The organism is Pseudomonas sp. RU47, from assembly GCF_004011755.1.
GTDB lineage: Bacteria > Pseudomonadota > Gammaproteobacteria > Pseudomonadales > Pseudomonadaceae > Aquipseudomonas.
This window is the reverse complement of sequence record NZ_CP022411.1, coordinates 1,509,341-1,530,301: the sequence shown is the minus strand read 5'-3', so window position 1 is coordinate 1,530,301 and position 20,961 is coordinate 1,509,341. Positions and strand designations below refer to the sequence as shown.

General features: G+C 56.7%; 24 protein-coding genes and 1 tRNA gene. 11 read left to right on the top strand and 14 right to left on the bottom strand.

Features of this window, described 5'->3' with window-relative positions:
• The first annotated feature begins 8 nt into the window (after nucleotides 1-8).
• From CCX46_RS06985 to CCX46_RS06975, 3 genes are all read left to right on the top strand, one after another.
• Complete coding sequence (locus CCX46_RS06985) at nucleotides 9-701, top strand: pseudouridine synthase (RefSeq protein ID WP_127926177.1); 693 nt, start codon at nucleotides 9-11, stop codon at nucleotides 699-701.
• A gap of 316 nt (nucleotides 702-1,017) precedes the next feature.
• A complete protein-coding gene (locus tag CCX46_RS06980) occupies nucleotides 1,018-1,902 on the top strand; it encodes an alpha/beta fold hydrolase (RefSeq protein WP_064119706.1) in 885 nt (294 codons plus the stop codon).
• 158 nt (nucleotides 1,903-2,060) lie between these two features.
• Nucleotides 2,061-2,134: transfer RNA gene (locus CCX46_RS06975), tRNA-Gly, on the top strand.
• A 455-nt stretch (nucleotides 2,135-2,589) separates the two neighbouring features.
• Here the strand turns inward: CCX46_RS06975 and CCX46_RS06965 are convergent.
• Nucleotides 2,590-3,108 (bottom strand): BRCT domain-containing protein, encoded by a 519-nt coding sequence (locus CCX46_RS06965; RefSeq protein ID WP_127926176.1) that lies wholly within the window; start codon nucleotides 3,106-3,108, stop codon nucleotides 2,590-2,592.
• 368 nt (nucleotides 3,109-3,476) lie between these two features.
• On the opposite strand from CCX46_RS06965, the gene CCX46_RS06960 reads away from it, so the two are divergent.
• From CCX46_RS06960 to CCX46_RS06945, 4 genes are all read left to right on the top strand, one after another.
• The gene (locus tag CCX46_RS06960; protein ID WP_095049193.1) at nucleotides 3,477-3,656 is read left to right on the top strand and encodes a type II toxin-antitoxin system HicA family toxin; all 180 of its coding nucleotides are present in this window, start codon (nucleotides 3,477-3,479) and stop codon (nucleotides 3,654-3,656) included.
• A gap of 36 nt (nucleotides 3,657-3,692) precedes the next feature.
• On the top strand, nucleotides 3,693-4,100 hold the full coding sequence (locus tag CCX46_RS06955; RefSeq protein WP_127926175.1) for a type II toxin-antitoxin system HicB family antitoxin: 408 nt from the start codon (nucleotides 3,693-3,695) through the stop codon (nucleotides 4,098-4,100).
• Between the two features lie 143 nt (nucleotides 4,101-4,243).
• Complete coding sequence (locus CCX46_RS06950) at nucleotides 4,244-4,561, top strand: helix-turn-helix domain-containing protein (RefSeq protein ID WP_127930362.1); 318 nt, start codon at nucleotides 4,244-4,246, stop codon at nucleotides 4,559-4,561.
• Nucleotides 4,554-5,813: a type II toxin-antitoxin system HipA family toxin gene (locus CCX46_RS06945; protein ID WP_127926174.1), complete on the top strand. Its 1,260-nt coding sequence runs from the start codon at nucleotides 4,554-4,556 to the stop codon at nucleotides 5,811-5,813. Before CCX46_RS06950 ends, CCX46_RS06945 begins: the two co-directional genes overlap by 8 nt.
• A gap of 76 nt (nucleotides 5,814-5,889) precedes the next feature.
• Here the strand turns inward: CCX46_RS06945 and CCX46_RS06940 are convergent, their stop codons facing one another.
• The gene (locus CCX46_RS06940) at nucleotides 5,890-6,252 is read right to left on the bottom strand and encodes a DUF6124 family protein (RefSeq protein ID WP_127926173.1); all 363 of its coding nucleotides are present in this window, start codon (nucleotides 6,250-6,252) and stop codon (nucleotides 5,890-5,892) included.
• A 572-nt stretch (nucleotides 6,253-6,824) separates the two neighbouring features.
• On the opposite strand from CCX46_RS06940, the gene CCX46_RS06935 reads away from it, so the two are divergent.
• Nucleotides 6,825-7,553: a class I SAM-dependent methyltransferase gene (locus CCX46_RS06935; RefSeq protein ID WP_127926172.1), complete on the top strand. Its 729-nt coding sequence runs from the start codon at nucleotides 6,825-6,827 to the stop codon at nucleotides 7,551-7,553.
• Nucleotides 7,554-7,733: 180 nt separating this feature from the next.
• Here CCX46_RS06935 and tam read toward each other — a convergent pair whose 3' ends face one another.
• Nucleotides 7,734-8,504: a trans-aconitate 2-methyltransferase gene (gene tam, locus CCX46_RS06930; RefSeq protein WP_127926171.1), complete on the bottom strand. Its 771-nt coding sequence runs from the start codon at nucleotides 8,502-8,504 to the stop codon at nucleotides 7,734-7,736.
• Nucleotides 8,505-8,883: 379 nt separating this feature from the next.
• On the opposite strand from tam, the gene CCX46_RS06925 reads away from it, so the two are divergent.
• A complete protein-coding gene (locus CCX46_RS06925) occupies nucleotides 8,884-9,387 on the top strand; it encodes an inclusion body family protein (protein WP_016982769.1) in 504 nt (167 codons plus the stop codon).
• 125 nt (nucleotides 9,388-9,512) lie between these two features.
• Nucleotides 9,513-10,052: an AidA/PixA family protein gene (locus CCX46_RS06920; protein ID WP_127926170.1), complete on the top strand. Its 540-nt coding sequence runs from the start codon at nucleotides 9,513-9,515 to the stop codon at nucleotides 10,050-10,052.
• Between the two features lie 37 nt (nucleotides 10,053-10,089).
• Here CCX46_RS06920 and CCX46_RS06915 read toward each other — a convergent pair whose 3' ends face one another.
• Nucleotides 10,090-11,175 carry a type I restriction endonuclease gene (locus CCX46_RS06915; RefSeq protein WP_077571499.1) on the bottom strand — a complete coding sequence of 362 codons (1,086 nt, stop codon included), beginning with the start codon at nucleotides 11,173-11,175 and terminating at the stop codon, nucleotides 10,090-10,092.
• A 213-nt stretch (nucleotides 11,176-11,388) separates the two neighbouring features.
• On the opposite strand from CCX46_RS06915, the gene CCX46_RS06910 reads away from it, so the two are divergent.
• Complete coding sequence (locus tag CCX46_RS06910; protein WP_102900234.1) at nucleotides 11,389-11,799, top strand: low affinity iron permease family protein; 411 nt, start codon at nucleotides 11,389-11,391, stop codon at nucleotides 11,797-11,799.
• A gap of 83 nt (nucleotides 11,800-11,882) precedes the next feature.
• Here CCX46_RS06910 and CCX46_RS06905 read toward each other — a convergent pair whose 3' ends face one another.
• From CCX46_RS06905 to CCX46_RS06860, 10 genes are all read right to left on the bottom strand, one after another.
• Nucleotides 11,883-12,386 carry a DUF4142 domain-containing protein gene (locus CCX46_RS06905; RefSeq protein ID WP_127926169.1) on the bottom strand — a complete coding sequence of 168 codons (504 nt, stop codon included), beginning with the start codon at nucleotides 12,384-12,386 and terminating at the stop codon, nucleotides 11,883-11,885.
• A 76-nt stretch (nucleotides 12,387-12,462) separates the two neighbouring features.
• Complete coding sequence (locus CCX46_RS06900; RefSeq protein ID WP_007911485.1) at nucleotides 12,463-12,618, bottom strand: KGG domain-containing protein; 156 nt, start codon at nucleotides 12,616-12,618, stop codon at nucleotides 12,463-12,465.
• 116 nt (nucleotides 12,619-12,734) lie between these two features.
• Entirely contained in the window at nucleotides 12,735-14,084 is a 1,350-nt protein-coding gene (locus tag CCX46_RS06895) for a sensor domain-containing protein (protein ID WP_127926168.1), read from the bottom strand.
• Between the two features lie 79 nt (nucleotides 14,085-14,163).
• A complete protein-coding gene (locus CCX46_RS06890) occupies nucleotides 14,164-14,802 on the bottom strand; it encodes a LysE family translocator (RefSeq protein WP_127926167.1) in 639 nt (212 codons plus the stop codon).
• 60 nt (nucleotides 14,803-14,862) lie between these two features.
• Nucleotides 14,863-15,279, bottom strand: a complete 417-nt coding sequence (gene fos / locus CCX46_RS06885) for a fosfomycin resistance glutathione transferase (protein ID WP_127926166.1) — start codon at nucleotides 15,277-15,279, stop codon at nucleotides 14,863-14,865.
• A 4-nt stretch (nucleotides 15,280-15,283) separates the two neighbouring features.
• Nucleotides 15,284-16,009 (bottom strand): hypothetical protein, encoded by a 726-nt coding sequence (locus CCX46_RS06880; RefSeq protein ID WP_127926165.1) that lies wholly within the window; start codon nucleotides 16,007-16,009, stop codon nucleotides 15,284-15,286.
• Between the two features lie 29 nt (nucleotides 16,010-16,038).
• Complete coding sequence (locus CCX46_RS06875) at nucleotides 16,039-16,773, bottom strand: hypothetical protein (RefSeq protein ID WP_127930361.1); 735 nt, start codon at nucleotides 16,771-16,773, stop codon at nucleotides 16,039-16,041.
• Nucleotides 16,774-17,106: 333 nt separating this feature from the next.
• Nucleotides 17,107-18,438, bottom strand: a complete 1,332-nt coding sequence (locus tag CCX46_RS06870; protein WP_127926164.1) for an MFS transporter — start codon at nucleotides 18,436-18,438, stop codon at nucleotides 17,107-17,109.
• A gap of 172 nt (nucleotides 18,439-18,610) precedes the next feature.
• Nucleotides 18,611-19,537 (bottom strand): hydroxymethylglutaryl-CoA lyase, encoded by a 927-nt coding sequence (locus CCX46_RS06865; RefSeq protein WP_127926163.1) that lies wholly within the window; start codon nucleotides 19,535-19,537, stop codon nucleotides 18,611-18,613.
• Complete coding sequence (locus CCX46_RS06860; protein ID WP_127926162.1) at nucleotides 19,534-20,727, bottom strand: CaiB/BaiF CoA transferase family protein; 1,194 nt, start codon at nucleotides 20,725-20,727, stop codon at nucleotides 19,534-19,536. The genes CCX46_RS06865 and CCX46_RS06860 overlap by 4 nt, the downstream gene beginning before the upstream one ends.
• Nucleotides 20,728-20,961 lie beyond the last annotated feature (234 nt).

Genomic DNA, 20,961 nt, shown 5'->3' with positions numbered 1-20,961 from the left:
CACTGAACATGCGCGTCGACCGTTTCCTCAGCAACCTGCCCCGCTACAACCGTCAGCAGGTTCGCCTGTTGCTGGTGGAAAAGCGCGTGCGGATTGACGGAAAAGTCGTCAGCGACCCGCACAGTGAAGTGCTCGAGTTCAGCCGCGTCGAAGTCGATGACGAAGTGCTACAAGTCGGCAAACCGGCGCGCTACTTCATGCTGCACAAGCCGCCGGGCTGTGTCAGCGCCACCCGTGATCCGCAGCATCCGACCGTGCTCGACCTGATCGATGAACCGGACAAGGACGACCTGCACATCGCCGGACGCCTGGACTTCAACACCACCGGGCTGATGTTGATCACCAACGACGGCGCGTGGTCACGCCGCCTGACCCAGCCGCAGACCAAAGCGCCGAAGGTCTACTACGTCGAGACCGAGCAAGAGATTGGCGCGGAATATGCGACCACTTTTGCCAAGGGCATCTACTTCGCCTTCGAAGACTTGACCACACAGCCTGCGCAGTTGGAGCTGCTCGGGCCACGCTCGGCGCGGCTGAGCATCGTCGAGGGGCGTTACCATCAGGTGAAGCGCATGTTTGGTTTCTTCAACAACAAAGTCCTGCGCCTACACCGCGAATCGATGGGCCTGCTACACCTCGATAACGCGCTAAAACCGGGCGAGTACCGCGCTTTGCGCACCGAAGAGATTCATTTGTTCTAAGCCGGCGACCGCTCAGCAGAAGTTGTCGAACAATTTACCAACGGCACTTGCGCGATCCCGACTCCCCTGCTTGAATCAGGACGTCGGCCAGAATGTGACCGATGAGTCACAACAGACATCCAAGAAACTTTTTGCCGGTAGAGAGCCTTCAAGGCTCCGCCTCAGCCGGCAGACTGCCCGCCAATAACAATACCCGTCGACCGCAGTCATGGATCGACATGGGCCAAGTAAATTCCAGGCGTATGCCTACCTGTCACAAAGCTCGTGCAATCTCTATTTGCGCGCATACCCGCTTGCTTGCCAGGAGTCTTATGACATGAGGCCAGAAATCGCTGTGCTGGATATACAGGGTCAGTATCGGGTTTACACGGAGTTCTATCGCGCAGACGCCGCAGAAAAGACCATCATCCTGGTCAACGGCTCGATGGCCACGACTGCGTCGTTTGCACAGACTGTGAAAAACCTGCACCCGCAATTCAACGTGGTCTGCTACGACCAGCCCTACGCGGGTCGGTCAAAAGCCCACAACCGCCACGAGAAACATCTGACGAAGGACGTCGAAGGGCAGATTCTGCTGGAGCTCATCGACCACTTCGCCGCCGAACACGTGCTGTCGTTCTCCTGGGGCGGCGCCGCGACCCTGGTCGCCCTCGCCCACCAGCCACGGCGCATCGAACGGGCGGTGATCAGCTCGTTCTCGCCAGTGATCAACGCGCACATGCTCGATTACCTCGAACGCGGCGTCGACTACCTCGGCCAACGCGACGGCGACCGTGTCGGCCATCTGGTCAACAACACCATCGGCAAACACCTGCCGTCGTTGTTCAAACGCTTCAACTATCGCCACGTCAGCAGCCTGGCAGAGCACGAATACGGGCAGATGCACTTCCACATCAGCGACGTGCTGCACAGCGATCGGCAGTGCTATCTGAATGCAGCGAAAAAGATCAACGTGCCGGTGCTGTTTCTCAACGGCGAATGGGACGAATACACCGCTGCCGAAGACGCACGCCTGTTCGGCAACCACGTGGCGCAGAGCACGTTTACCACGCTGCAAGCCACCGGGCACTTTCTCGACATGGAACACAAGGCTGCCTGCCGCGACAGCCAGAACGCCCTGCTCGGCTTTCTGAAACCGGCGCAGCAGACCAGCCGAACGCGTTACTCGTTTGTTCAGGATCAACATGCATTGGCAATTTGAAAGAGAGTCGTCGCGAGCGAGGCTGTGGGGTTGGGATTTTGCTTTACGCACCGCAGTGCTCGCCCGCGATTGACCGATTTCAGTGATTTAAAGCGTTCATGAGTAAAAGAAAAACTTCAAATCCGTGGCCGAGTCTGGTACAAAGTCAGCCGCTCTGAGCGGGTATAGTTTAATGGTAGAACAGTAGCTTCCCAAGCTTCCGACGAGGGTTCGATTCCCTCTACCCGCTCCACTCAAATTTTGGTCTCACGTTGTGTTTTTTGACGGGGGATGCAGGGATAGAAAAAACCGGCCTATAAAGCCGGTTTTTTGTGGCTGGGATTTGAGGTTGGCCACTTTGGCAGCGCAGAACCATTCAGAAACACACCGCAGGTTGAAGATGCACCCTCCACCTGTACGCTTTTTTTCTCTCTAGCGACAATCCTTGAGAAGTATGCGAGGCACGAAATGATGCCCATGCCTGGCATCAATGACGGAGCAATTCCATGACAATCGGATTCAAAGAGGAGTACGCGAGCCCATTCGCAGACTTCATCCGTAATGCGAAATCTCACGAAAAAAAAGCGCGTTTACCGTGAAGTGCTGACCGCAGCTCCCAAGAAGCAGAATGAGGTGATGCTGGTTGCACGTAACAAGCATTCGGCGGTTGGTGCAGTTTCAATGCGCAGGCTGAGCGCAGGGATGACTTCAGGGGATTTCTCCCGTTGTGACCAGATTCAAGAATTGCTCTGAGTTGATGATGAAAGCTCCAGCCTCAAGCGCCTTGGAAACTTTGGTTGGCCCCGCATTTTCGCCATAGCAAAGAAACGTCAGCGTCTTGCCTGCCGTACTCATGACCTTCAACCCATATTCCAGTGCCTTTTGCTCAAGCTCAGCCCGTTGTGCAGCTGCGAATCCAGTGAAAAGAATTTGATTGATCCTACCCGGTGACATTTTCGGTTCAGGCCTTTGCGAAGCGGCTTCTGAAGCAACGAGCGCCGGTGGCTTTCGATTGTGCTGAAGCCTCGGAGAAGGAGGAGCGGCCTCATTTAAGAGCAGCTCAGCTCCAAGCAATACTTCGATGATGCGATCCTTGCGATAGGTTTTAGGAAAGGTATCGCTGGCCGATCGTCCTTGAATGTAAACCGAATTCTCTGACCATTGAATCAGCTCCCGCTGACTTAAATCGCCCTTTGCATCTCTATAGCTGAATTTTAGAGTCGACATCCGTTTCACTCCCTTCTGACGATCACATGGCCAAAGTCCATGCATTGCTACGCTGGCTTTATCGAGAGGTGATTTCCTTTCAACAGGCTCGTTGAGTGTCCATGACCTTCGCCCATTAGAGTTCAACGTTAGCAGTCCGAGCAGTGATGTCAGAAAAAGATGTGTTCCATTATTTTTCAGCGGAAGATCGCTACATGAACGTAAGCAAAACCCGGTAACACACCCACCTCACCATCGCTTCTGCCTTACCTAAACTGCGCTATGCCACCCCATCTAACAGCAGAGACGACGACCGTCCGGTGGTTATAGTGTTGATCATAAAAGCTCAATAGGTATAGTACCCACCAAACACACCACAGGGAGGTGTTGTGAATAGCCGTTTTCTAATCGGCCAACTCGTCGCAGACGGTTGGTATCTGGTACGGATCAAAGGAAGTCACCATCACTTCAAGCATCCGACCAAACCAGGACTGGTCACCGTGCCACATCCGAAAAAAGATCTGCTGAAGAAAACGGCCATCAGTATTTTGCAGCAGGCGCTGCTTTGACCCTCTGAGTCAGTTGCGCCATGGAGGACAACGAATATGCTCTACCCGATTGCGATTTCAATTGGCGATGACCAACACGCCTGGGGTGTAGAAGTCCCGGACATTCCTGGATGCTTTTCCGCCGGAGAGGATCTGGACGATGCCGTCGCCATGGCTCGCGAAGCCATCGAAGGTCATTTCGAGATTCTCGCGGACGACGGCGCTCCCATTCCAGCGGCCAGCAAACTGAGCCTGCACGTGGCCAACCCGAAATACGCCGGTTGTGCATGGGCCGTGGTGGATATCGATGTGCTCAAGTATTTGGGCAAGGCCCAAAAGCTCAACATCACCCTGCCGGGCCACTTGCTCAACCGCATTGATGAATATGTGTTGCATCACCCGGAAGAAAAAAGCCGCTCGGGTTTTCTGGCGTCGGCGGCTCTGAAAGTTTTGCAGCAGGGTTGAACCTTGGCGCGTCAACCCGTGCTGGCCTATCCTACCCATTAAACCTAATTACATTTTCTTGTGAGTTAAATGATATTTTTAGGTTTAATCCACAGTATATTGTGTACTGACAATCAAAAATGAACGCCGACGGTACACACGACATGCTGGATTCAAGCCTCACTACCGCGAGCGAGATCGTCAAACGGACTTGCCAACGCCTGCGCACAGAACGATTGGCCTTGGAGATGACACAAGCAGACGTGGCCGCTCGCGCGGGCATTGCGACGAATACGGTGTCAAACCTTGAAGCCGGTCGTAATGTGAGTTTCGACAACATGGTGCGAGTGGCGATGGTTCTCGGACGCGAAAAGGAGCTCGAAGGATTGTTTCTGCCAAGGCTCGAAACTCTTGACGATATCATTCGCTACGAAAAGACGGCCAAGCGTCATCGCATCAAAAGGAAAGCCGACAATGCTTGAACAAGTTGACGTCTACTACGCGGGCTGGGGTGAACGTTGGCGGTGGGGCACACTTGCTACGACGAAAGCCCTGACCGGTCGCCCGCAGGTCATGTTTGAGTACAGCGATGAGGCAAAAAACAGAGGGCTGGAACTCTCCTCCTTGAGGCTTCCATTACAGGGAGCCAGGTTAAACCGGGATTTCCCGTCACATCAGTTGGGACTGCCTGGGCCGGTTTATGACTCGCTGCCGGATGGCTGGGGCATGTTACTGATGGACCGATTGTTCAAACGTCGAGGCCTCAACCCCGCGCGAATAGGCCCTTTGGAGCGGCTAGCCTACATTGGCAACAATGCCATGGGGGCCATGTCGTTTGAACCTGTTGCACCCGAGGCGCTGGAACCGCAAATGCATGCTCCCATCGAGTTGCTCGCATCCGAAGTGCAGGAGGTACTCAAAGGTAAAGGTGGAGAGCTTCTCCAGAAACTGCTACTGGTCGGAGGCTCTCCACAGGGCGCCCGACCCAAAGCGCTGGTGTATCGCGATCCGCACACTGACGCCTTTACTACGGCTGCCACTCCCGGTTTCGAAGCCTGGTTGGTGAAGTTTCCGGCTCAGCAAGAACATCCCGAGGTGTGCGCCATCGAAATGGTCTATGCCGAATGTTTACGCTTGTGCGGTATCCAGACTCCCGACACTCGTTATTTCAGCCTGTCTGAGGGAATGGCCGCTTTTGCCACCAAACGCTTTGACCGACAAAACGACTTACGGGTGCCCATGCAGAGTCTTGCAGCCTTTACCGGTGCGGATTTCAGATCCCCCGGGGCGCTGGACTACGTCAACTTCCTGCGTGCGACTCATAAGTGCAGCAATGACGTACGAGAGAAAGCCGTAGCGTTTGAGCGGATCGTCTTCAATGTCGCATTCAACAACCGAGACGACCATCCGAAGAACTTTGCTTACATCATGTCGCCTGGCGGAGACTGGAAATTAGCGCCGGCCTATGACGTCACGTTCTGCGAGGGGCCGGGAGGCTATCACCAGATGGACGTGATGGGTGAAGCCTTGGAAATTGGAAGAGAAAACCTGCTCAACCTTGCAGTGGAGGCTGAAGTAAACGCCGCTACGGCCGCCGACATCATTGACAGATTTTGCGAGGTAGCTAGCCGATTCTCAGCCATGGCTGAAAGTTTGTATCCGGGTGTGATCACCCAGGAAACCTTGCGCACCATTCAACAACGCATCGACCAAAACATCGGGCTACTTGCCTGAATTCGTACTGCCAAGTAGCAGTCTCGAGAAACCGGCACTAATTGGCCGGTTTCTTTGGCTTCTTAAAGCGATCGGGTTAACCCGCTGGCACAACCTGATCCAGGGCCTGATTCACCGCCAATTCACCCAACATCACAACCTGCGCGATACCGAGTGCGGTCTTGCGGTGTGAGGTGTCCAGCAGCGCGGCGAAGTTGTTGAGCAGGGTGGTGGCCGAGCCGAGGGTTTCACTGGCGTTGGCCAGTAGCGATTCGGTGTCGTACTTAGGGTTGGCGAGGAACATCGGTTCGGGTTCGCGGGTGGAACCCATGATCTGCGCGGTCGGGCTGAGATAGTGGTCGAGGGCGCGTTCGGCGGCTTCGTGAAATTTCTTTGAGTTGGGTGATTCGTAGGGGGATGCCGGATCGGTTTCCGGCGGATTGGGCGTAACTTTGAACATTGGATTGAGACCTTTTAGTAAGGCCGCAACCGATCTCGCTACTAAACGGATGGGTGGCAGCTGTGCGCAAGTTAGTAGACCGGACCCCAATCCAAATCCGGCGCACCCGAGGGCGCCATGCGCACAGCCACCATCAGGTGCAAGCATTCGCCTGACTGAGTGGTACTCATGCAGCTATTTAGATTGAGGATGCCGGGCTACTAAACCCGATCACTGGAAATCAGTGATGCGAACCAAGTTACCGACCGCCCCTAAAGCGCACAAGCCGGCGGATTCTGGCGTAGCGGTAGGCAACGGCGCAAGGATTTGTAGGCTTCAGGACGTAACACTGCACACCTTTAAACACTTCGCTCGGAAGACGTTTACGCGGCGATAAAACATAGCGATTTCCCCGACATTACAGATCCACAACACTCCACCGGTTTTCACCTCCCGCCCAACCGACTAGCATTTCCCCATCACCCACCACCCTCCCCCCTGCGCGGCCATCGACGAATACGCGCCATCACTTTCGAGGGATTCCAATCGCGGCCACTTTGCCGCTGACGACCGAACTCAAAAGAGCCTTCACCATGACGCAAAACATTTACGACGATCCCGAGTTTTTCCAGGGCTACAGCCAGATGAACCGTTCAATCGGCGGTCTCGACGCGGCGCCGGAGTGGCCAGCGCTCAAGGCGCTGTTGCCCTCCATGCACGGCCTGAACGTGGTGGATCTGGGCTGCGGTTATGGCTGGTTCAGTCGCTGGGCCATTGAGAATGGTGCGGCCAGTGTCTTGGGGCTTGATGTCTCGGAGAAGATGCTGGAGCGGGCGCGGGAGACCACGACGGCGGCGAATATTCGCTATGAGCGCGCCGATCTGGAACAGCTCGACCTGCCCGCCTGCAGTTTTGATCTGGCTTACAGCTCGTTGGCGCTGCATTACATCAAGGATCTGCCGGGGTTGTTTGCGCGCCTGTACACGGCGCTGAAACCGGGTTCGCACTTTGTGTTTTCCATTGAGCATCCGATCTTTATGGCACCGCGTAATCCGGGCTGGTTGGTAGATAGCGAGGGTAACAAGCGTTGGCCGCTGGACAGCTATCAGTTGGAGGGTGAGCGGGTTACGAACTGGTTGGCTGAGGGCGTGATCAAGCAGCATCGTACGGTCGGGACATTGCTCAATTCGCTGATCGATGCGGGGTTTACGATTCGTCATGTCAATGAATGGGGGCCGAGCGAAGCGGAGGTGGCGGCGCAACCGGCGCTGGCGGAAGAGCGGGAGCGGCCGATGATGATGTTGGTGGTGGTGCAGCGCTGAGCGGGTTTGCAGCTTGAGAAGCCCTCACCCTAACCCTCTCCCAGAGGGAGAGGGGACTTACCGAGTTGTTCTCTAGGGTTACGCCGACGTGCGAAATCGAGGCGAACTCAGGTTTTGCAAGCAGCACCAATCGGCTCCCTCTCCCTCGGGAGAGGGCTGGGGTGAGGGGTCCAATTTATTTCAGCGAGTCGCGACGATAAACAACCGTGGGAATGGTAACAACACCGAGCCATCCGCCAGTGCCGGATAAGCCTTCTCAACCTCCGCCAGATACTGCTTCAGGTACTGCGCCTTTTCCGCCTCGGTCAGCGGATTCAAAAACGGAATCAACCCGCTCCCCTTGAACCATTCCACCACTCCCGCCGCCCCGCCAGACAACTGATGGTGATAGGTCGTACGCCACACATCGACCCGCGCACAGTGTGGCCGCAGCATCGAGAAATAATTACTGGCGCTCGCCATGTCGGTACGTTGCCCCGCAGCGCCTGAAAGCTTGCTCGCCCACGGACCATCAGCAGCGACTTCACGCATCAAACGGTGGGAGGGTTCATTGAGGTTATCCGGCATCTGGATCGCCAGGCTGCCACCGGCCGACAACTTGCTGGCCAACGCCGACAACAACGTCGCGTGATCCGGCACCCATTGCAATACGGCATTAGCGAAGATCACATCAAACGGCCCTGAATCGGCCCATTTATCAATTTCGGCGACATCGAAGCGCAAATCCGGCAAGCGCCTGCGAGCCGCGTCGATCATGTCTGCCGAGCTGTCCAGCCCGCTGACCTTCGCACCGGGAAAACGCTGCACCAACAACTCAGTCGAGTTACCGGGACCACAACCGATATCGACCACTGTTCGCGCTTCAGACGTGGGAATCGCCGCCAGCAGATCGCGGGCCGGGCGGGTGCGTTCATCTTCGAAAGCGACGTATTGTTTGGCGGACCAACTCATTGCGTTCTCCTGTCGGGGGGCGTACCAGCGGTGCGTCACGATACAGGCCGCACAGCAAACAGTTCCAGAGCGACTGAATTGCAAAGGGTGTCTGAACACCCCGTCGGCTTATCGCCAATAAGTTGGTTCTCATGCATTGAATGACCGTCCGTCGAGCCAGACAAAAGCGATTTTGACAGCTTAAAAAACGTACCTATAGTCAAGGAGCGGCAATCGGAAGGAACCCGAATCAGTTGATTTCGTGCAAGGAGCACGGCCTGTTCATTTCTCGTGATCAGTGGGTTCCCCCCAGTAGTGTGCTGGCAAAAGCCATACGGCAAGCAAGCGTCGTCGTGCCTGGATTGCAGTCCGACGTTCACTATGAAAAAGGAGCATCACCATGTCTCGAGTGACGGATATTCTGGTTTCCATCGACACCGAAACCATTCTGAAAAAGTATCCAAACATCAGCAAGGATCCGAAGAACCCCACGCTGATCGATTGGAAACATGTGTACATGGTCACCAATCAGGACAACGTCGTCAGTGGCCAGGCCGGTGGCGAACTGGACCTCAAGGCTCAGGTCGGCGATCTGATTCGCTGGCGCGAAACCAGCCTGTCGCAGAGCTTCGAACAGGCGGTGATTTTCTACAAATTCATCCCCAACGCCGGAGAGAACCTGATCTCGCCCCCCTCCCCGCGCAAGGCCACAGCGTGCGTTGCTGTGCCCAACACAAGCAATCCATCCGTGCCAAGCTGCCAGAAAGTCGACAACCACTATTGGTCATCCGAAACCCTGGACTGTGGTCGCGTGACGTATCACTTCCACTTCCTGATCGTCGATCGCAACTGCCAGATCATCGGCTGCTGCTCGTGGGATCCGTTCATCTCCATCCATAACTGATGATGTGTCGAGCCCTTTGGCGACAAGGGGCTCAACCGATCCGCTGCCGCTGCGGCCGGAACAGGAAGTCTTGCCTTGGCCGAAGCGGCTTTCGTCTTGTGCCAACATCATGAAAGGAATCCATGATGACCAGCGAACCGATCCCGTCACCCTCATCCGCCATCACTGACGCACACAATGTGTTGCTGATCGTCGATGCCGAATCAGTACTGAAGCGTTATCCAGATCCAAGTCTGGACGCCGCCGCGCCGACGAGCATTACCGATGGATTTATCTTCTTCGCCACGGGTAATAACTCGAAAGAAATAGTCATAAATGACAGCAAACCAATAATCCATTCAGAAATTGGCCGAGACCTGCACGTTCGCGGCCGCTCCGTTAGCCTGATCGCCGAACACAGTGTGGTTGTGTACCGGATGAAAGTGGCTGACAGCGGCGTGCTTTCCGAACCTGACTTGCAAATTCATACCGACCTGACCGTGCCCGCGCCCAACCCGGATGACCCGACAACACCGGGCAGCCGACAGGCTGATGACCATTTCTGGACCTGCACGCCGAAGAAACCCGGCGACGTGCAATGCGAACTGAGTTTCATGTTGGTCAATCAGCAGTGTGAGGTGGTGGGTTATTTCCACTGGACGTTAGGACTGAAAATCACGAAGTAATCGACAAAAAAAACCGGCCCTCAGGCCGGTTTCATTTTCAGTCGTAATAGCCAACCGTTTTCTTCAGATGATCCGAATACTCATAGATGTCATCGACAGAGCTGATCGGATGGCGGGTCTCATTTTTTTCCTCATCAAAGATACCGATGTACTTCTGTGACCGATTGAAATGCAGCCGGCAGATAGGTTTGCGATTGTTGTCATCCAGCAGAATCCCGAAATAACTCTGCGTATCACGCTGAACGATTCGCTTGGCATCAACCACCGACCTAACCAGAGCACGAACGATGTGGTAACCCTCAAGTTCTTCCAGAGTGGTCAAAACCTTGTCGTCTGATTCATCCCGTGGATCGACTGGATCTGTCCCGGTAGAGGTGGACGGCAACGACGCCAATGCTGGTTGAATGGCACCACTCATTGCCGATTTGAGGCGATCATTGATCTGGTCATTCAAGAACTGCACAACGGCTTTTCTCGTCAGCTCATGAAACTGCTCACGTACTTTTTGAGTGATCACACCGTCGTAAACGCGGGAGGCAAATACCTTCACAAAGTCATCATCCGGCTTGCTGACCTGAGCTGCGATAACCTTTTTGATTTGGCTGACATATTTCAATTCGCCAGCGGCGTTGATGATCGAGTCCACATCAAAAGCCGACTTCGTCAGTTTGATCAGTTCGGGGACCGAGTACTCATCGATATCGAGAAGGTCCAGCTCCAGAAAGGGCTTTTCATCCATCTTGTTCGGCGCATCCAGGTCGGTAAAAAACTTGTAGACCTGACCGTTGGTGAGGATGGAAATTCGAGCGCTGGTGACGTGAAAGTACCGAAACAACTGGGAGGCGTGATTGATATGTAGAGGCTCACCGATCTTTTTGCACTCAATCAAAATCTGTACTTCGCCCTCCTTCATGATGGCGTAATCAATTTTCTCGCCCTTCTTCGTACCGATGTCACAGACAAACTCTGGCGTCACCTCAGTCGGGTCAAAGACGTCGTAGCCCAACACCGTGCTGATAAATGGCATGACGAACGCATTTTTCGTTGCCTCTTCCGTCTGGATTGCGGCGCTCTGCAACCGTACTTTGGCGGCTAGGCTGGCTAACTTTTCGAAGAATTCCATGAGTGGCCTCTTGCGTGATGTCTGTCCGTGTAATGGGCTACTGGCAATTTGATTGCCACTTGATACTAGCCACAAACCCACACAATGAAAGTTTCGCCATCAGGCGGACTTTGCGCGACCGTGTTTTTATCGAAAGGGCATGTATGTAAGTAGAATTTTCATAACGCCGCCAATGTCTGAATTTCAAGCACTCCCCCAATAAGGAACACCGCTATGAAATTCGCAAAAATCTCCCAGAAGCTCGCGATGGTGGCCGGTAGTCCCAAGACCTTCATGGGCGCATTGATCCTGATCGGGATATGGGGTTTGAGCGGGCCGATCTTCGATTACAACGACACCTGGCAACTGATCATCAACACCTCGACCACCATCATCACGTTCCTGATGGTGTTCCTGATCCAGAACACGCAGAACCGCGACACCGACATTCTCCATTTGAAGATCGATGAATTGCTCTTGGTGACCAAAGAAGCGCAGAACGCGATGCTCGGGCTGGAGGCGCTGGACTTGAAGCAGCTGGAGGCGTTGCGCAGGCACTACCGCTCGTTGGGCGAGGGTGAGGTTTTTAATCTTGAGGGGTTGGGCGAGAAGAGCAAGTCGAAGCAGGATTTGAATGAGTGTTGAGAGTTTAAAATCAAAAGATCGCAGCCTTCGGCAGCTCCTAAAGGGATCGTGTAGGAGCTGCCGAAGGCTGCGATCTTGTGCCGTTAGCGGCTAGCCTGTAAGGCGCGAGCCTTCTCCAGATGACTTTGCAGCTTTGGCAAGGTCTCGTCGGCAAACGCCTTGATCTCCGGCACGTCAGTGGTCTGCGCTTGCTGCTGAATCTGCTCGATGGCCTCTTCAGTGGCTTTGACCTGACTGGCGGCGTAGGCCTGATCGAAGGAAGCGCCATCGGTCACTGGCGGCATCAATTCTTTGGCCTTGTCGGCCAGTTCCTCACGCGGCGCGACCGGCAGGTCGAGCTTCTTGGCGATTTTCGCCAAGTGCTGGTTTGCCGTCGTGCGGTCGTTGATGACGACAATGGTGTAATCCTTGACCTCTTTCGATTCGGCTTTGCTGTGGGCCAGACGACTGGCTTCGATGTCGGCCATGCCTTTGGCGGAGGCATCGTTGATGAAATCGGCGGGCGACTGGGCAAAAGCACTGCTGGCACACAGGCCCAACAGCGATGCAAAACTCATGGTGCGTATACGGGTGGCCATTCGGCTCATGGTCGCGCCCTCCTTACTTGCGAAATTCAAGCGGGAGCTTACGCCCCCGCCTCTCAATCAAAACTACCTTCACCGACTACTTCGATTTCTGAGCGGGCTTGCGGCCCATGTCTGGTTTTGGCTCTTTGTCGACGGTCGTTGTGGTGGTTTTCCCACCTTTGCGACCTGCTTCAGAGGCCTTGGTTCGATCGTTGGCGAAGTTTCCCGAGTTCGAGTTTCTTGAATTAGGCATGATTCTCTACCTCTTGGTAATGATCGTGGCGAGCAGGTGCCCGCCTAGATTGAGAATTTCCCGGGCCGCAAAGGTTTAGAAAAGTTGCAGTCGCCGCGACGAACGGCGGCCCCGGTTCAACTATTCAACGCGTGATGGTTCAAGCGTTTGGCGGCGTACATCGCCTGATCGGCATGGCGAAACAGTTGCTGTTCCTCACTGCCGTGCTCTGGATAGCGGGCCACGCCAATGCTCGGTTCGATGTGCAGGTTGTGGCCATCGAGGCGCATCGGCTGCAGCAGTACCTGTCGGATTTTTTCCGCCACGCCGTCAGCATCTTCCGAAGCCTGAACGCTGTGCAGCAGCACTACAAATTCATCGCCGCCAATTCTGGCCACGGTGTCGGTTTCCCGCACGCAGCCTTTTAGGCGGTTGGCCACGGTTTGCAGAAGCATGTCGCCGACTCCATGGCCGAAGGTGTCGTTGACCTGTTTGAAGCGGTCCAGGTCAACATACAACAAGGCCATGTGCCCTGATTGCTCGCGAGCGCCGGCCAACGCAGCCTTCAAGCGATCGCGCAGCAATTCACGATTGGGCAGCTGCGTCAGTTGATCGTATTGCGCCATACGCCGCAGCCGTGCGTGCAATTGTTGGCGTTCGATGGCCGTGGCGACCTGAGCGCAGACGTATTGCAGCAATTCCTTGTCCTGCTCGGTGTAGCGCTCGCCGCCGGGCAGGCTTTTGACGATCAAGGCGCCGATGGTGCCGTTTTTCGAATTCAACGGCACGCCGAGCCAGCACGGCGAGTTTTGCCCCGCCACCAGTTCGGCAAAATCAGCCGGGGAGTCTGCACTGTCCGGCGTAAGAAGAATCGGCTGGCCGCTACGGATAACTTCCGTGCACAGCCGTCCGGTGACGGTGCCCGGTTGCTCGGGCTGCAATTCGTGATCGTCGACGTGATAAGGGAAATTCAGTTGTGCGCAGTGCTCGTCGTACAGCGCCACGGAAAAATTCATTGCTGGCAGCCATTCGCCGATGATCAGGTGGATGCGCTTGAACAACGCCAGCAAATCTTCCGCGGCATGGGCCGCTTCGGATATCGCATACAGCGCAGCCTGGCGCGATTCGGCCTGTTTGCGCTCGGTGATGTCGCGCGCCACGGCGATGCGCAGTTGATCGGCTTCCGACCAGCGCGCCGACCAGAGGATATGCACGACGCTGCCGTCCTTGCGCAGGTACCGGTTTTCAAAGTTGAGTTTGGGTTCGCCACCCATGATTTCGTTGGCGGCAGCGAGGGTGCGTTGACGATCCGCCGGGTGCACCAGCTCGATCATTTGCCGGCCGATCAACTCTTCAGGCGAATAGCCGAAAACACGCTCGCAGGCGGCGCTGACAAAAACAAAGCGGCCTTGCTTGTCGACCGCACAAACGGCGTCCAGCAACAGATCGATAAAACTCGCCAACGGCGCGGAATTTCGGCTTTCCATGGTTCAGCGTGGGTGTCCGGACAATGCAGCACTGATCAACCATCCCTGACCTCTTGATTGCGCATCCCTGCACACACCTTCAAGCCTTGTTCGGCATCAGCCCCGGCAGCGCATGCAGCAGCGCGTTGATAGCGAAACCGATAAACATCACGCCACACAAACGAGTGATCATCAGTTCGTGGCGTTGATACAGCGTGCGTACCCGCTGCGCGCCAACCACGCCAATCAGAATAGCGTAGGCCAGCAAGCCACCGAGGAAACTCAGGGCAATCAGCGCCGGCAGCATCGACCAGTTGAGCAGTTCGGCGCGGCTCGACAACAGCGCGGTGAATGTCGCCACCGCCACCGGATAAGCCTTGGGATTGGTCAAACCGAACAGAATGCCGTGCCAGAACGGGTTGCGCGCCGCGCCCTGGGGTTCGTCGCCGTTGCGACGCTGGGCCCGCACCGCGCGCCAGCCGAGCCAGAACAGGTACAGGCCGCTGAGCACACCGAGCACATCAAACGCGGTGCTGCCGATTTCCCGGGCGCCGACAATCGCAATCAGCGCCGTGCTGCACCAGACCACATCGCCGAGCAGATGCCCGCAGAGAAACCCCGCCCCGGCCCGCCGCCCATGGGCTGCGCCGATGCCGAACACCGCCAGCACACCCGGCCCGGGCGTGATGCCATAAATGAAACCCGAGGCCAGCACGGCCATTAGCAACGATGGAGTCATGGAAAACCTGCAAGCGCCAGAACACGTGGCCGCCAGTCTATATCAGACAAATGTGTCTGATCATGACTCGTCGTAAAAACGCATGCCGGCGTACGGTTTTTGCCGACAGACTGCCAATCGTGAAGCGAGATCGCCGACATGCGCTTCGAGCTTGTGGCCATCGGGATCGAGAAAATAGAACGACGCACCTTCGCTGCGGTTATCCCGCCATTCCTGCACGTTCACCGCTTTTAGCTTTGCTACGAACGTTGAGAAATCGGCTGCAGTGAGGCTGAAAGCGTAATGGGTGTAATCGGCGCACGGTTCGCTTGAGCGCGTTGAATCAAGCGACAGACACAACCACAGCCCGGGCAGCGACAGATAGGCACCGGCGTCCCACGTGGCTTCAACGCGCAGCTGCAACACATCGCGATAGAACGCAAGGCTGCGGTGCAAATCGCTTACTGCGAGTGTCAGGTGGTTGAGGCCGGTGAGCATCGGGTCAGTAACCTCTGAGGTCTTCGGGGACGGCGTATTGTTCGCCGTCGTAGGTCAGGGTGATCTGTTTCTGCTTCAGGCGGGTGGTATTGGAAACGCACTCTTTACCCGACTGGGTGTTTTTCATTTTGCTGCCGCTGGTGGTGACGATCAAATCGGCCAGACCATGATGGCTGGAAGGACCGATCTCGACGGTTCGGCGAATGGTCTTTGTGTAGCCTTCGCAATCATTCATGAACTCGCCATTGCTTTTGGCAACCACCAAGCCCTCCAGCACCGGACGCAACTCATTGCCTTCGCGAACATACAGCGCCAAATCGGTTTTCTCGTAGGGAATGGCGTGGGAACTGTGCGCGAACTTTGAACGCAAGCCGAAAGCCCGAACTTCCGGCGCCAGTCGATAACGGGCGGTGTCGATCCGCAGATCCTCAAAGCGCACGGCATCGGAGTTGTAAGCCCCCGGTTTACGGTAAGTGACGATGGGGTTGTAAGTGCTCGCATTGACGATCGACAGATCCAGATCGAATACCCCGGCATCATCGCCGCCGGCGTCGGCAAGATAAGTCGATTTAACCGCGATCGCCTGATTCTGCACGGCGGGCCAGACTTTGCAGCGCGACAGGGATTTGCCGTCGAAGTCTTTGGTCTGGCAAGCGGCCTGGGCTTGGGCGGTCATCGTTAAAAGGCCCATCGCGATGAACGAGCCCAGCAATGTAGTACGCGAGAACATTATTCTTCCTTGAGTAAAAGACATCGGTCTTAGAGGCCTTTGAAATCTTCAGGCATTACGTAGTTTTTGCCGTCATAGCGAAGTGTCGTCAAGACCGGTTTTTGCGTGACGGTATTGGATACACACGCCTCGCCTTCGCCCTCGCCAACGGTGGAGCTACGGATCGTTTTGATCATCAGGTCGGCATAGCCATGGCTGCTGGTCTTGGCCAGCGCCACGGTTCGCGTAGTCTCGTAGCGCTCTCCCGCACAATTGCCATCCCACTCCCCGCCATATTCATAAACCACCAGCCGATTCATGACAGGACGCAATGCGTTGCCGTCTTTCACATAGAGCGACAACCAGGTTTGATCCAGAGGATTCACGCGCGAAGAGCCTTTGAACCGTACTCGCACGCCAAAGGCCTGCAATTGCGGCGCGAGCTTATAGCGGGCGGTATCGAATTTCAGTTCATCAAGCGCGATGGCATCCACAGAGAATGCGGAGGGCTGATAAAAGCTCGCTAACGGCTTGGAGTCTGCACTCGCCACCAAGGCCAAACGCAGATCGTAAAGCCCTACAGTCCCTGACTCGCCATACACCGGATCGGGCGAGAAATTGGCAGCAGCGGTGAGCGTCAGCCCGGGATACGCCGGCCAGTCTTTGCAGAGGGAAAAATCCATCTCATGCGCGGTTGGCGCCGGTGTGCAATCGGCGAATGCCTGCCCCGCCAGCAACCAGCCGCACAATGCCGCACACCCGATCCAGCCAGACTTCACTGTCACTTCCCGCTCCTTGAGCACTTTTCAGCCGCGCACTATCCCCTGCTGTATCGGCGCTTTCAACCGAATCATCAGTAAACCAACGTGCATTTCCCGCTTGGTAGCGAGAAGTCGTTGACGGTGTTGCGGGTGTTGGGGCGATGTTGGCGATTGCCAGCGTGGTGTTGATTCGTGTGTTTGAGAAAAATGGGGTGGCTGTTAACTGATGGAATCAGTCCGTGATTTATCAGTCTCTGGAAGTCAGTCTTCGCGAGCAGGCTCGCTCCCACAGGGGAATGCATTTCAAATGTGGGAGCGAGCCTGCTCGCGAAAGTGTCATTGCAGGCGCCGCCAATCTCAGAACTTGTCGAGCGTGCGCAACTTCTGCGGCAAGCCCCACAGCAACAGTGCCGCAGCGATCAACGCCGCCACGCCAATCACATACAGCGCCGGCGTGGTGCTGCCGGTCAGGTCCTTGATCCGCCCGACCATCACCGGGCTGACGATCCCGCCGAATTGCCCCAGCGTGTTGATCACCGCAATCCCGCCCGCCGCACCAGCGCCCGCCCCGGCCAGCAACTTCGGTGGCAGCGTCCAGAAGCTCGGAATCGAGGCGATGATCCCGGCGCCAAGCAAGCCAAGAGCAACGATCAAAAACGTGGTGTGGCTGGCGAAAATCCCCGCACTGAAAAAGCCGATCGCGCCGACGATGACCAGCCCGGCGACAAATTTGCGCCGCTCACCGGTCGCGTCTGACAAACGCCCGATCACCACCATGCTGATCGCCCCGCAAATGTACGGAATGGCCGTCAGCAGACCGATCATCACCGGGCTCTCGGTGCCGGCGCTGCGTATCAATTGCGGCGCCCAGAAATTCAAACCGTAAGACGCCACCTGAATCAGGAAGTAGATCAAGCCCAAGGTCAGAAAACCCGGAATCTTCAATGCTGCAAGCAACGAACCGCCGCTCTTGTGCGGCTCATGCTGGGCGATGCGGCTGGAGAGCAATTTTTTCTCGTCAGCCGTCAGCCAGTGCGCATCCTCGATGCGATCCTTGAGCAGCATCAGCACCAGAAAACCGAGGCCGATGCACGGCACACCGCCGAGCAGGAACAACCAGTGCCAGCCACGCATTTGCAGGACGCCGTCGAGGTGTTCCAGCACCAGCCCGGAGAACGGCGCGCCGACCAGCCCGGCAAACGCCGAAGCCAGAAACAGCATTGAGGTGATGCGGCCACGGAAGTGCTGCGGAAACCACAGCGTCAGGTAATACAGCACGCCCGGGGCAAATCCGGCTTCCATCGCACCGATCACAAAGCGCAGCGCATAGAACTGCCATTCGCTGTTGACGAACACCATCGCCGCTGTCGCTACGCCCCACGACATCATGATCCGCGCGATCCAGCGCCGTGCGCCGACCTTGTACAGCATCATGTTGCTCGGCACTTCGAACAGCACATAACCGACGACGAACAGCCCGGCGCCGAGGCCGTACGCGGTGTCGCTCAGGCTCAAATCGGTCTGCAACTGGAACTTGGCGAAGCTGATGTTGATGCGGTCGAAAAAAGCGAACAGGTAGCAGACCATGATCAGCGGCATCAGACGCCAGGCGACTTTGCTGACCAAGGCTTTTTCGGCGTCGTGATCGACGGACGGACGGGCGCCCGCCTCCATTACATTGAGGCTCATAGCTTTTCTCCAGACGGACTGCCGGTGGGCGTCCGATTGTTTTTGTTGTCTGGTATGCGTTTTTAACTGTAGGAGTGAGCCTGCTCGCGATAGCGGTGTGTCAGGCAACATTTGCGGTGATTGATACACCGCTATCGCGAGCAGGCTCACTTCTACAGGGGGATTGGTGTTGTCAGGTGGGAATCGGGTGCAGGTCGCAGTTGCGCCCGGCCTTGGCCAGTTGGCCGGGGACTTCGTGGCTCAGCAGATCCGGCAAGCCACGCGAGAGTTTCAGCAGCAGCGGCAAGTCGATACCGGTGTGAATACCGATCTCATCGCACAGGTTTACCAGGTCTTCAGTGCAGATATTGCCCGACGCGCCCGGCGCAAACGGACAGCCACCGAGACCGCCAAGCGCCGCATCGAAACGTCGCGCCCCCGCCTCGTAAGCCGCCAGCACATTGCACAATCCCAAACCACGGGTGTTGTGGAAATGCAGGGTCAGATCAGCCGCCGAAACCCGCTGCAACACTCGCCGCACCAACCGGTCGACCTGACGCGGATTGGCCATGCCAGTGGTGTCGGCCAGGGTAATGCCCTGAATCCCGAGCTCCTGATAAGCATCGACGATTTGCAGTACGCGATCCTCGTCGATCTGGCCTTCGAACGGGCAACCGAACGTGGTGGCGATGCTGCCATTGAGGCGCACGCCGGAACCGCTGGCGAACGCAACAATCTCTGCAAACGCCGTCAGCGAATCCTCGCAGCGCATGCGCATGTTGGCCATGTTGTGCGTCTGGCTGGCGGACATCACCAGATTCAGCTCATCGGCACCCGCCGCCAATGCACGTTGCGCACCTTTGAGGTTGGGAATCAGCGCGACGTAAATAACCCCCGGCTGTCGTTGAATACCGGTGAAGACCTGCTCGCCGTCACGCAGCGCTGGAATGGCTTTCGGTGAGACGAACGAGCCGGCTTCGATGCGGCTGAAACCGGCCAGCGACAGTTGATCGATCAGCGCGATCTTGTCAGCGGTTTCCACCCACGTTGGTTCGATCTGCAAGCCGTCGCGGGGCGAGACTTCCTGGACGATCAGGGTTTGCGAATAGTCGGTGATCATTGCACCACCCCTTGGCTTTTCAGGCGTTCGATGTCGAGTTCAGTCAGACCGAGGCCGGCGAGAATACCGTCGGTGTGCTGGCCGAGTTTCGGCCCCGACCAGTTCACCTCGCCGGGGGTTTCCGATAGTTTCGGGACGATGCCGGGCATCTTCACCGTTGCACCGCCGGGCAATTCGGCATTGAGCAACATGTCCCGGGCCTGATAGTGCGGATCGGCAACGATGTCGGCCACCGAATAGATTCGCCCCGCGGGCACTTCAGCGGCTTCGAGCGTGGCGAGCACATCGTCGATCGGCAGGCTGCTGGTCCAGTGGGTGATCGCGGCGTCGAGCAAACCGCTCTTGGCCGCGCGGCCGTCGTTGTGGGCGAAATCCTCTGCCTCAGCCAGGTCATCGCGACCGATAGTTCGCATCAGCCGCTTGTAGATCGGGTCGCTGTTGCCGGCAATTACCACGTAAGCGCCATCCGCCGTGAGGTAAGTATTCGATGGCGCGATCCCCGGCAAGGCGCCGCCGCTGCGCTCACGGACATGACCCAGCATGTCGTATTCCGGCACCAGACTTTCCATGACGTTGAACACGCTTTCGGCCAGCGACACGTCGACGACCTGCCCGCCACCCTGCCCGGTCTTGACCCGCAGCAGCGCCATCAGCGCGCCGATCACCGCGTGCAGCGAGGCCAGCGAATCACCGAGGCTGACGCCGACCCGCGCCGGTGGTGAACCGGGAGTGCCAGTGGTGTAACGAATGCCGCCCATCGCTTCGCCGATCGCGCCGAAGCCGGGACGATCGCGGTACGGACCGGTCTGGCCGTAGCCGGAAATGCGCACGAGGGTGAGATTGGGGTTCAGCGCGTGGAGTACGTCCCAGCCCAGGCCAAGTTTCTCCAGCGCACCGGGGCGCAGGTTTTCGATGATGACGTCGGCATCGCTGGCCAGTTGCTTGACCAGTTCGATGCCTTCGGCGGATTTCAGGTTGAGCGCCAGCGATTTCTTGTTGCGTGATTGCAGGTACCACCACAGCGACGTGCCTTCGTGCAGCTTGCGCCATTTGCGCAGCGGGTCGCCCTGACCCATGGCTTCGATCTTGATCACCTCGGCGCCGAACTCGGCGAGCATGCGCGCGGCAAACGGCGCGGCGATCAGGGTGCCGATCTCGATCACTTTGATCGCACTCAAGGGGGCAGTCATCGCGGGGTACCTCTTGTTCTTGGAATAGGTGGCCAAGGCTAGAGGAACGCCAAACGAAGAATCCAATCTTCTCTCGGCAATGAGCGTTCGCGAAATGCGAACGCTCGGGCGAGATTTCGTTGAACTCAGGTCCGTCATCAGCCGGTCGGGCTCACTGACCGGGGTTGGTCAGTGTCGGCAGGATTGCGATTTTTCGCCCACGTCAGAAAGGTGATTACTCGACAGATTTTCGTC

Excerpts from the sequence above, each read along its gene's own strand:
- CCX46_RS06940 (WP_127926173.1), bottom strand. The coding sequence starts at position 6,252 with ATGTTCAAAGTTACGCCCAATCCGCCGGAAACCGATCCGGCATCCCCC.
- CCX46_RS06955 (WP_127926175.1), top strand. The coding sequence starts at position 3,693 with ATGCTCTACCCGATTGCGATTTCAATTGGCGATGACCAACACGCCTGG.
- CCX46_RS06895 (WP_127926168.1), bottom strand. The coding sequence starts at position 14,084 with ATGGAAAGCCGAAATTCCGCGCCGTTGGCGAGTTTTATCGATCTGTTG.
- CCX46_RS06980 (WP_064119706.1), top strand. The coding sequence starts at position 1,018 with ATGAGGCCAGAAATCGCTGTGCTGGATATACAGGGTCAGTATCGGGTT.
- CCX46_RS06905 (WP_127926169.1), bottom strand. The coding sequence starts at position 12,386 with ATGAGCCGAATGGCCACCCGTATACGCACCATGAGTTTTGCATCGCTG.
- tam (WP_127926171.1), bottom strand. The coding sequence starts at position 8,504 with ATGAGTTGGTCCGCCAAACAATACGTCGCTTTCGAAGATGAACGCACC.
- CCX46_RS06950 (WP_127930362.1), top strand. The coding sequence starts at position 4,244 with ATGCTGGATTCAAGCCTCACTACCGCGAGCGAGATCGTCAAACGGACT.
- CCX46_RS06925 (WP_016982769.1), top strand. The coding sequence starts at position 8,884 with ATGTCTCGAGTGACGGATATTCTGGTTTCCATCGACACCGAAACCATT.
- CCX46_RS06860 (WP_127926162.1), bottom strand. The coding sequence starts at position 20,727 with ATGACTGCCCCCTTGAGTGCGATCAAAGTGATCGAGATCGGCACCCTG.
- CCX46_RS06945 (WP_127926174.1), top strand. The coding sequence starts at position 4,554 with ATGCTTGAACAAGTTGACGTCTACTACGCGGGCTGGGGTGAACGTTGG.
- CCX46_RS06865 (WP_127926163.1), bottom strand. The coding sequence starts at position 19,537 with ATGATCACCGACTATTCGCAAACCCTGATCGTCCAGGAAGTCTCGCCC.
- CCX46_RS06880 (WP_127926165.1), bottom strand. The coding sequence starts at position 16,009 with ATGTTCTCGCGTACTACATTGCTGGGCTCGTTCATCGCGATGGGCCTT.
- fos (WP_127926166.1), bottom strand. The coding sequence starts at position 15,279 with ATGCTCACCGGCCTCAACCACCTGACACTCGCAGTAAGCGATTTGCAC.
- CCX46_RS06920 (WP_127926170.1), top strand. The coding sequence starts at position 9,513 with ATGACCAGCGAACCGATCCCGTCACCCTCATCCGCCATCACTGACGCA.
- CCX46_RS06890 (WP_127926167.1), bottom strand. The coding sequence starts at position 14,802 with ATGACTCCATCGTTGCTAATGGCCGTGCTGGCCTCGGGTTTCATTTAT.
- CCX46_RS06910 (WP_102900234.1), top strand. The coding sequence starts at position 11,389 with ATGAAATTCGCAAAAATCTCCCAGAAGCTCGCGATGGTGGCCGGTAGT.
- CCX46_RS06915 (WP_077571499.1), bottom strand. The coding sequence starts at position 11,175 with ATGGAATTCTTCGAAAAGTTAGCCAGCCTAGCCGCCAAAGTACGGTTG.
- CCX46_RS06870 (WP_127926164.1), bottom strand. The coding sequence starts at position 18,438 with ATGAGCCTCAATGTAATGGAGGCGGGCGCCCGTCCGTCCGTCGATCAC.
- CCX46_RS06965 (WP_127926176.1), bottom strand. The coding sequence starts at position 3,108 with ATGTCGACTCTAAAATTCAGCTATAGAGATGCAAAGGGCGATTTAAGT.
- CCX46_RS06900 (WP_007911485.1), bottom strand. The coding sequence starts at position 12,618 with ATGCCTAATTCAAGAAACTCGAACTCGGGAAACTTCGCCAACGATCGA.
- CCX46_RS06985 (WP_127926177.1), top strand. The coding sequence starts at position 9 with ATGCGCGTCGACCGTTTCCTCAGCAACCTGCCCCGCTACAACCGTCAG.
- CCX46_RS06935 (WP_127926172.1), top strand. The coding sequence starts at position 6,825 with ATGACGCAAAACATTTACGACGATCCCGAGTTTTTCCAGGGCTACAGC.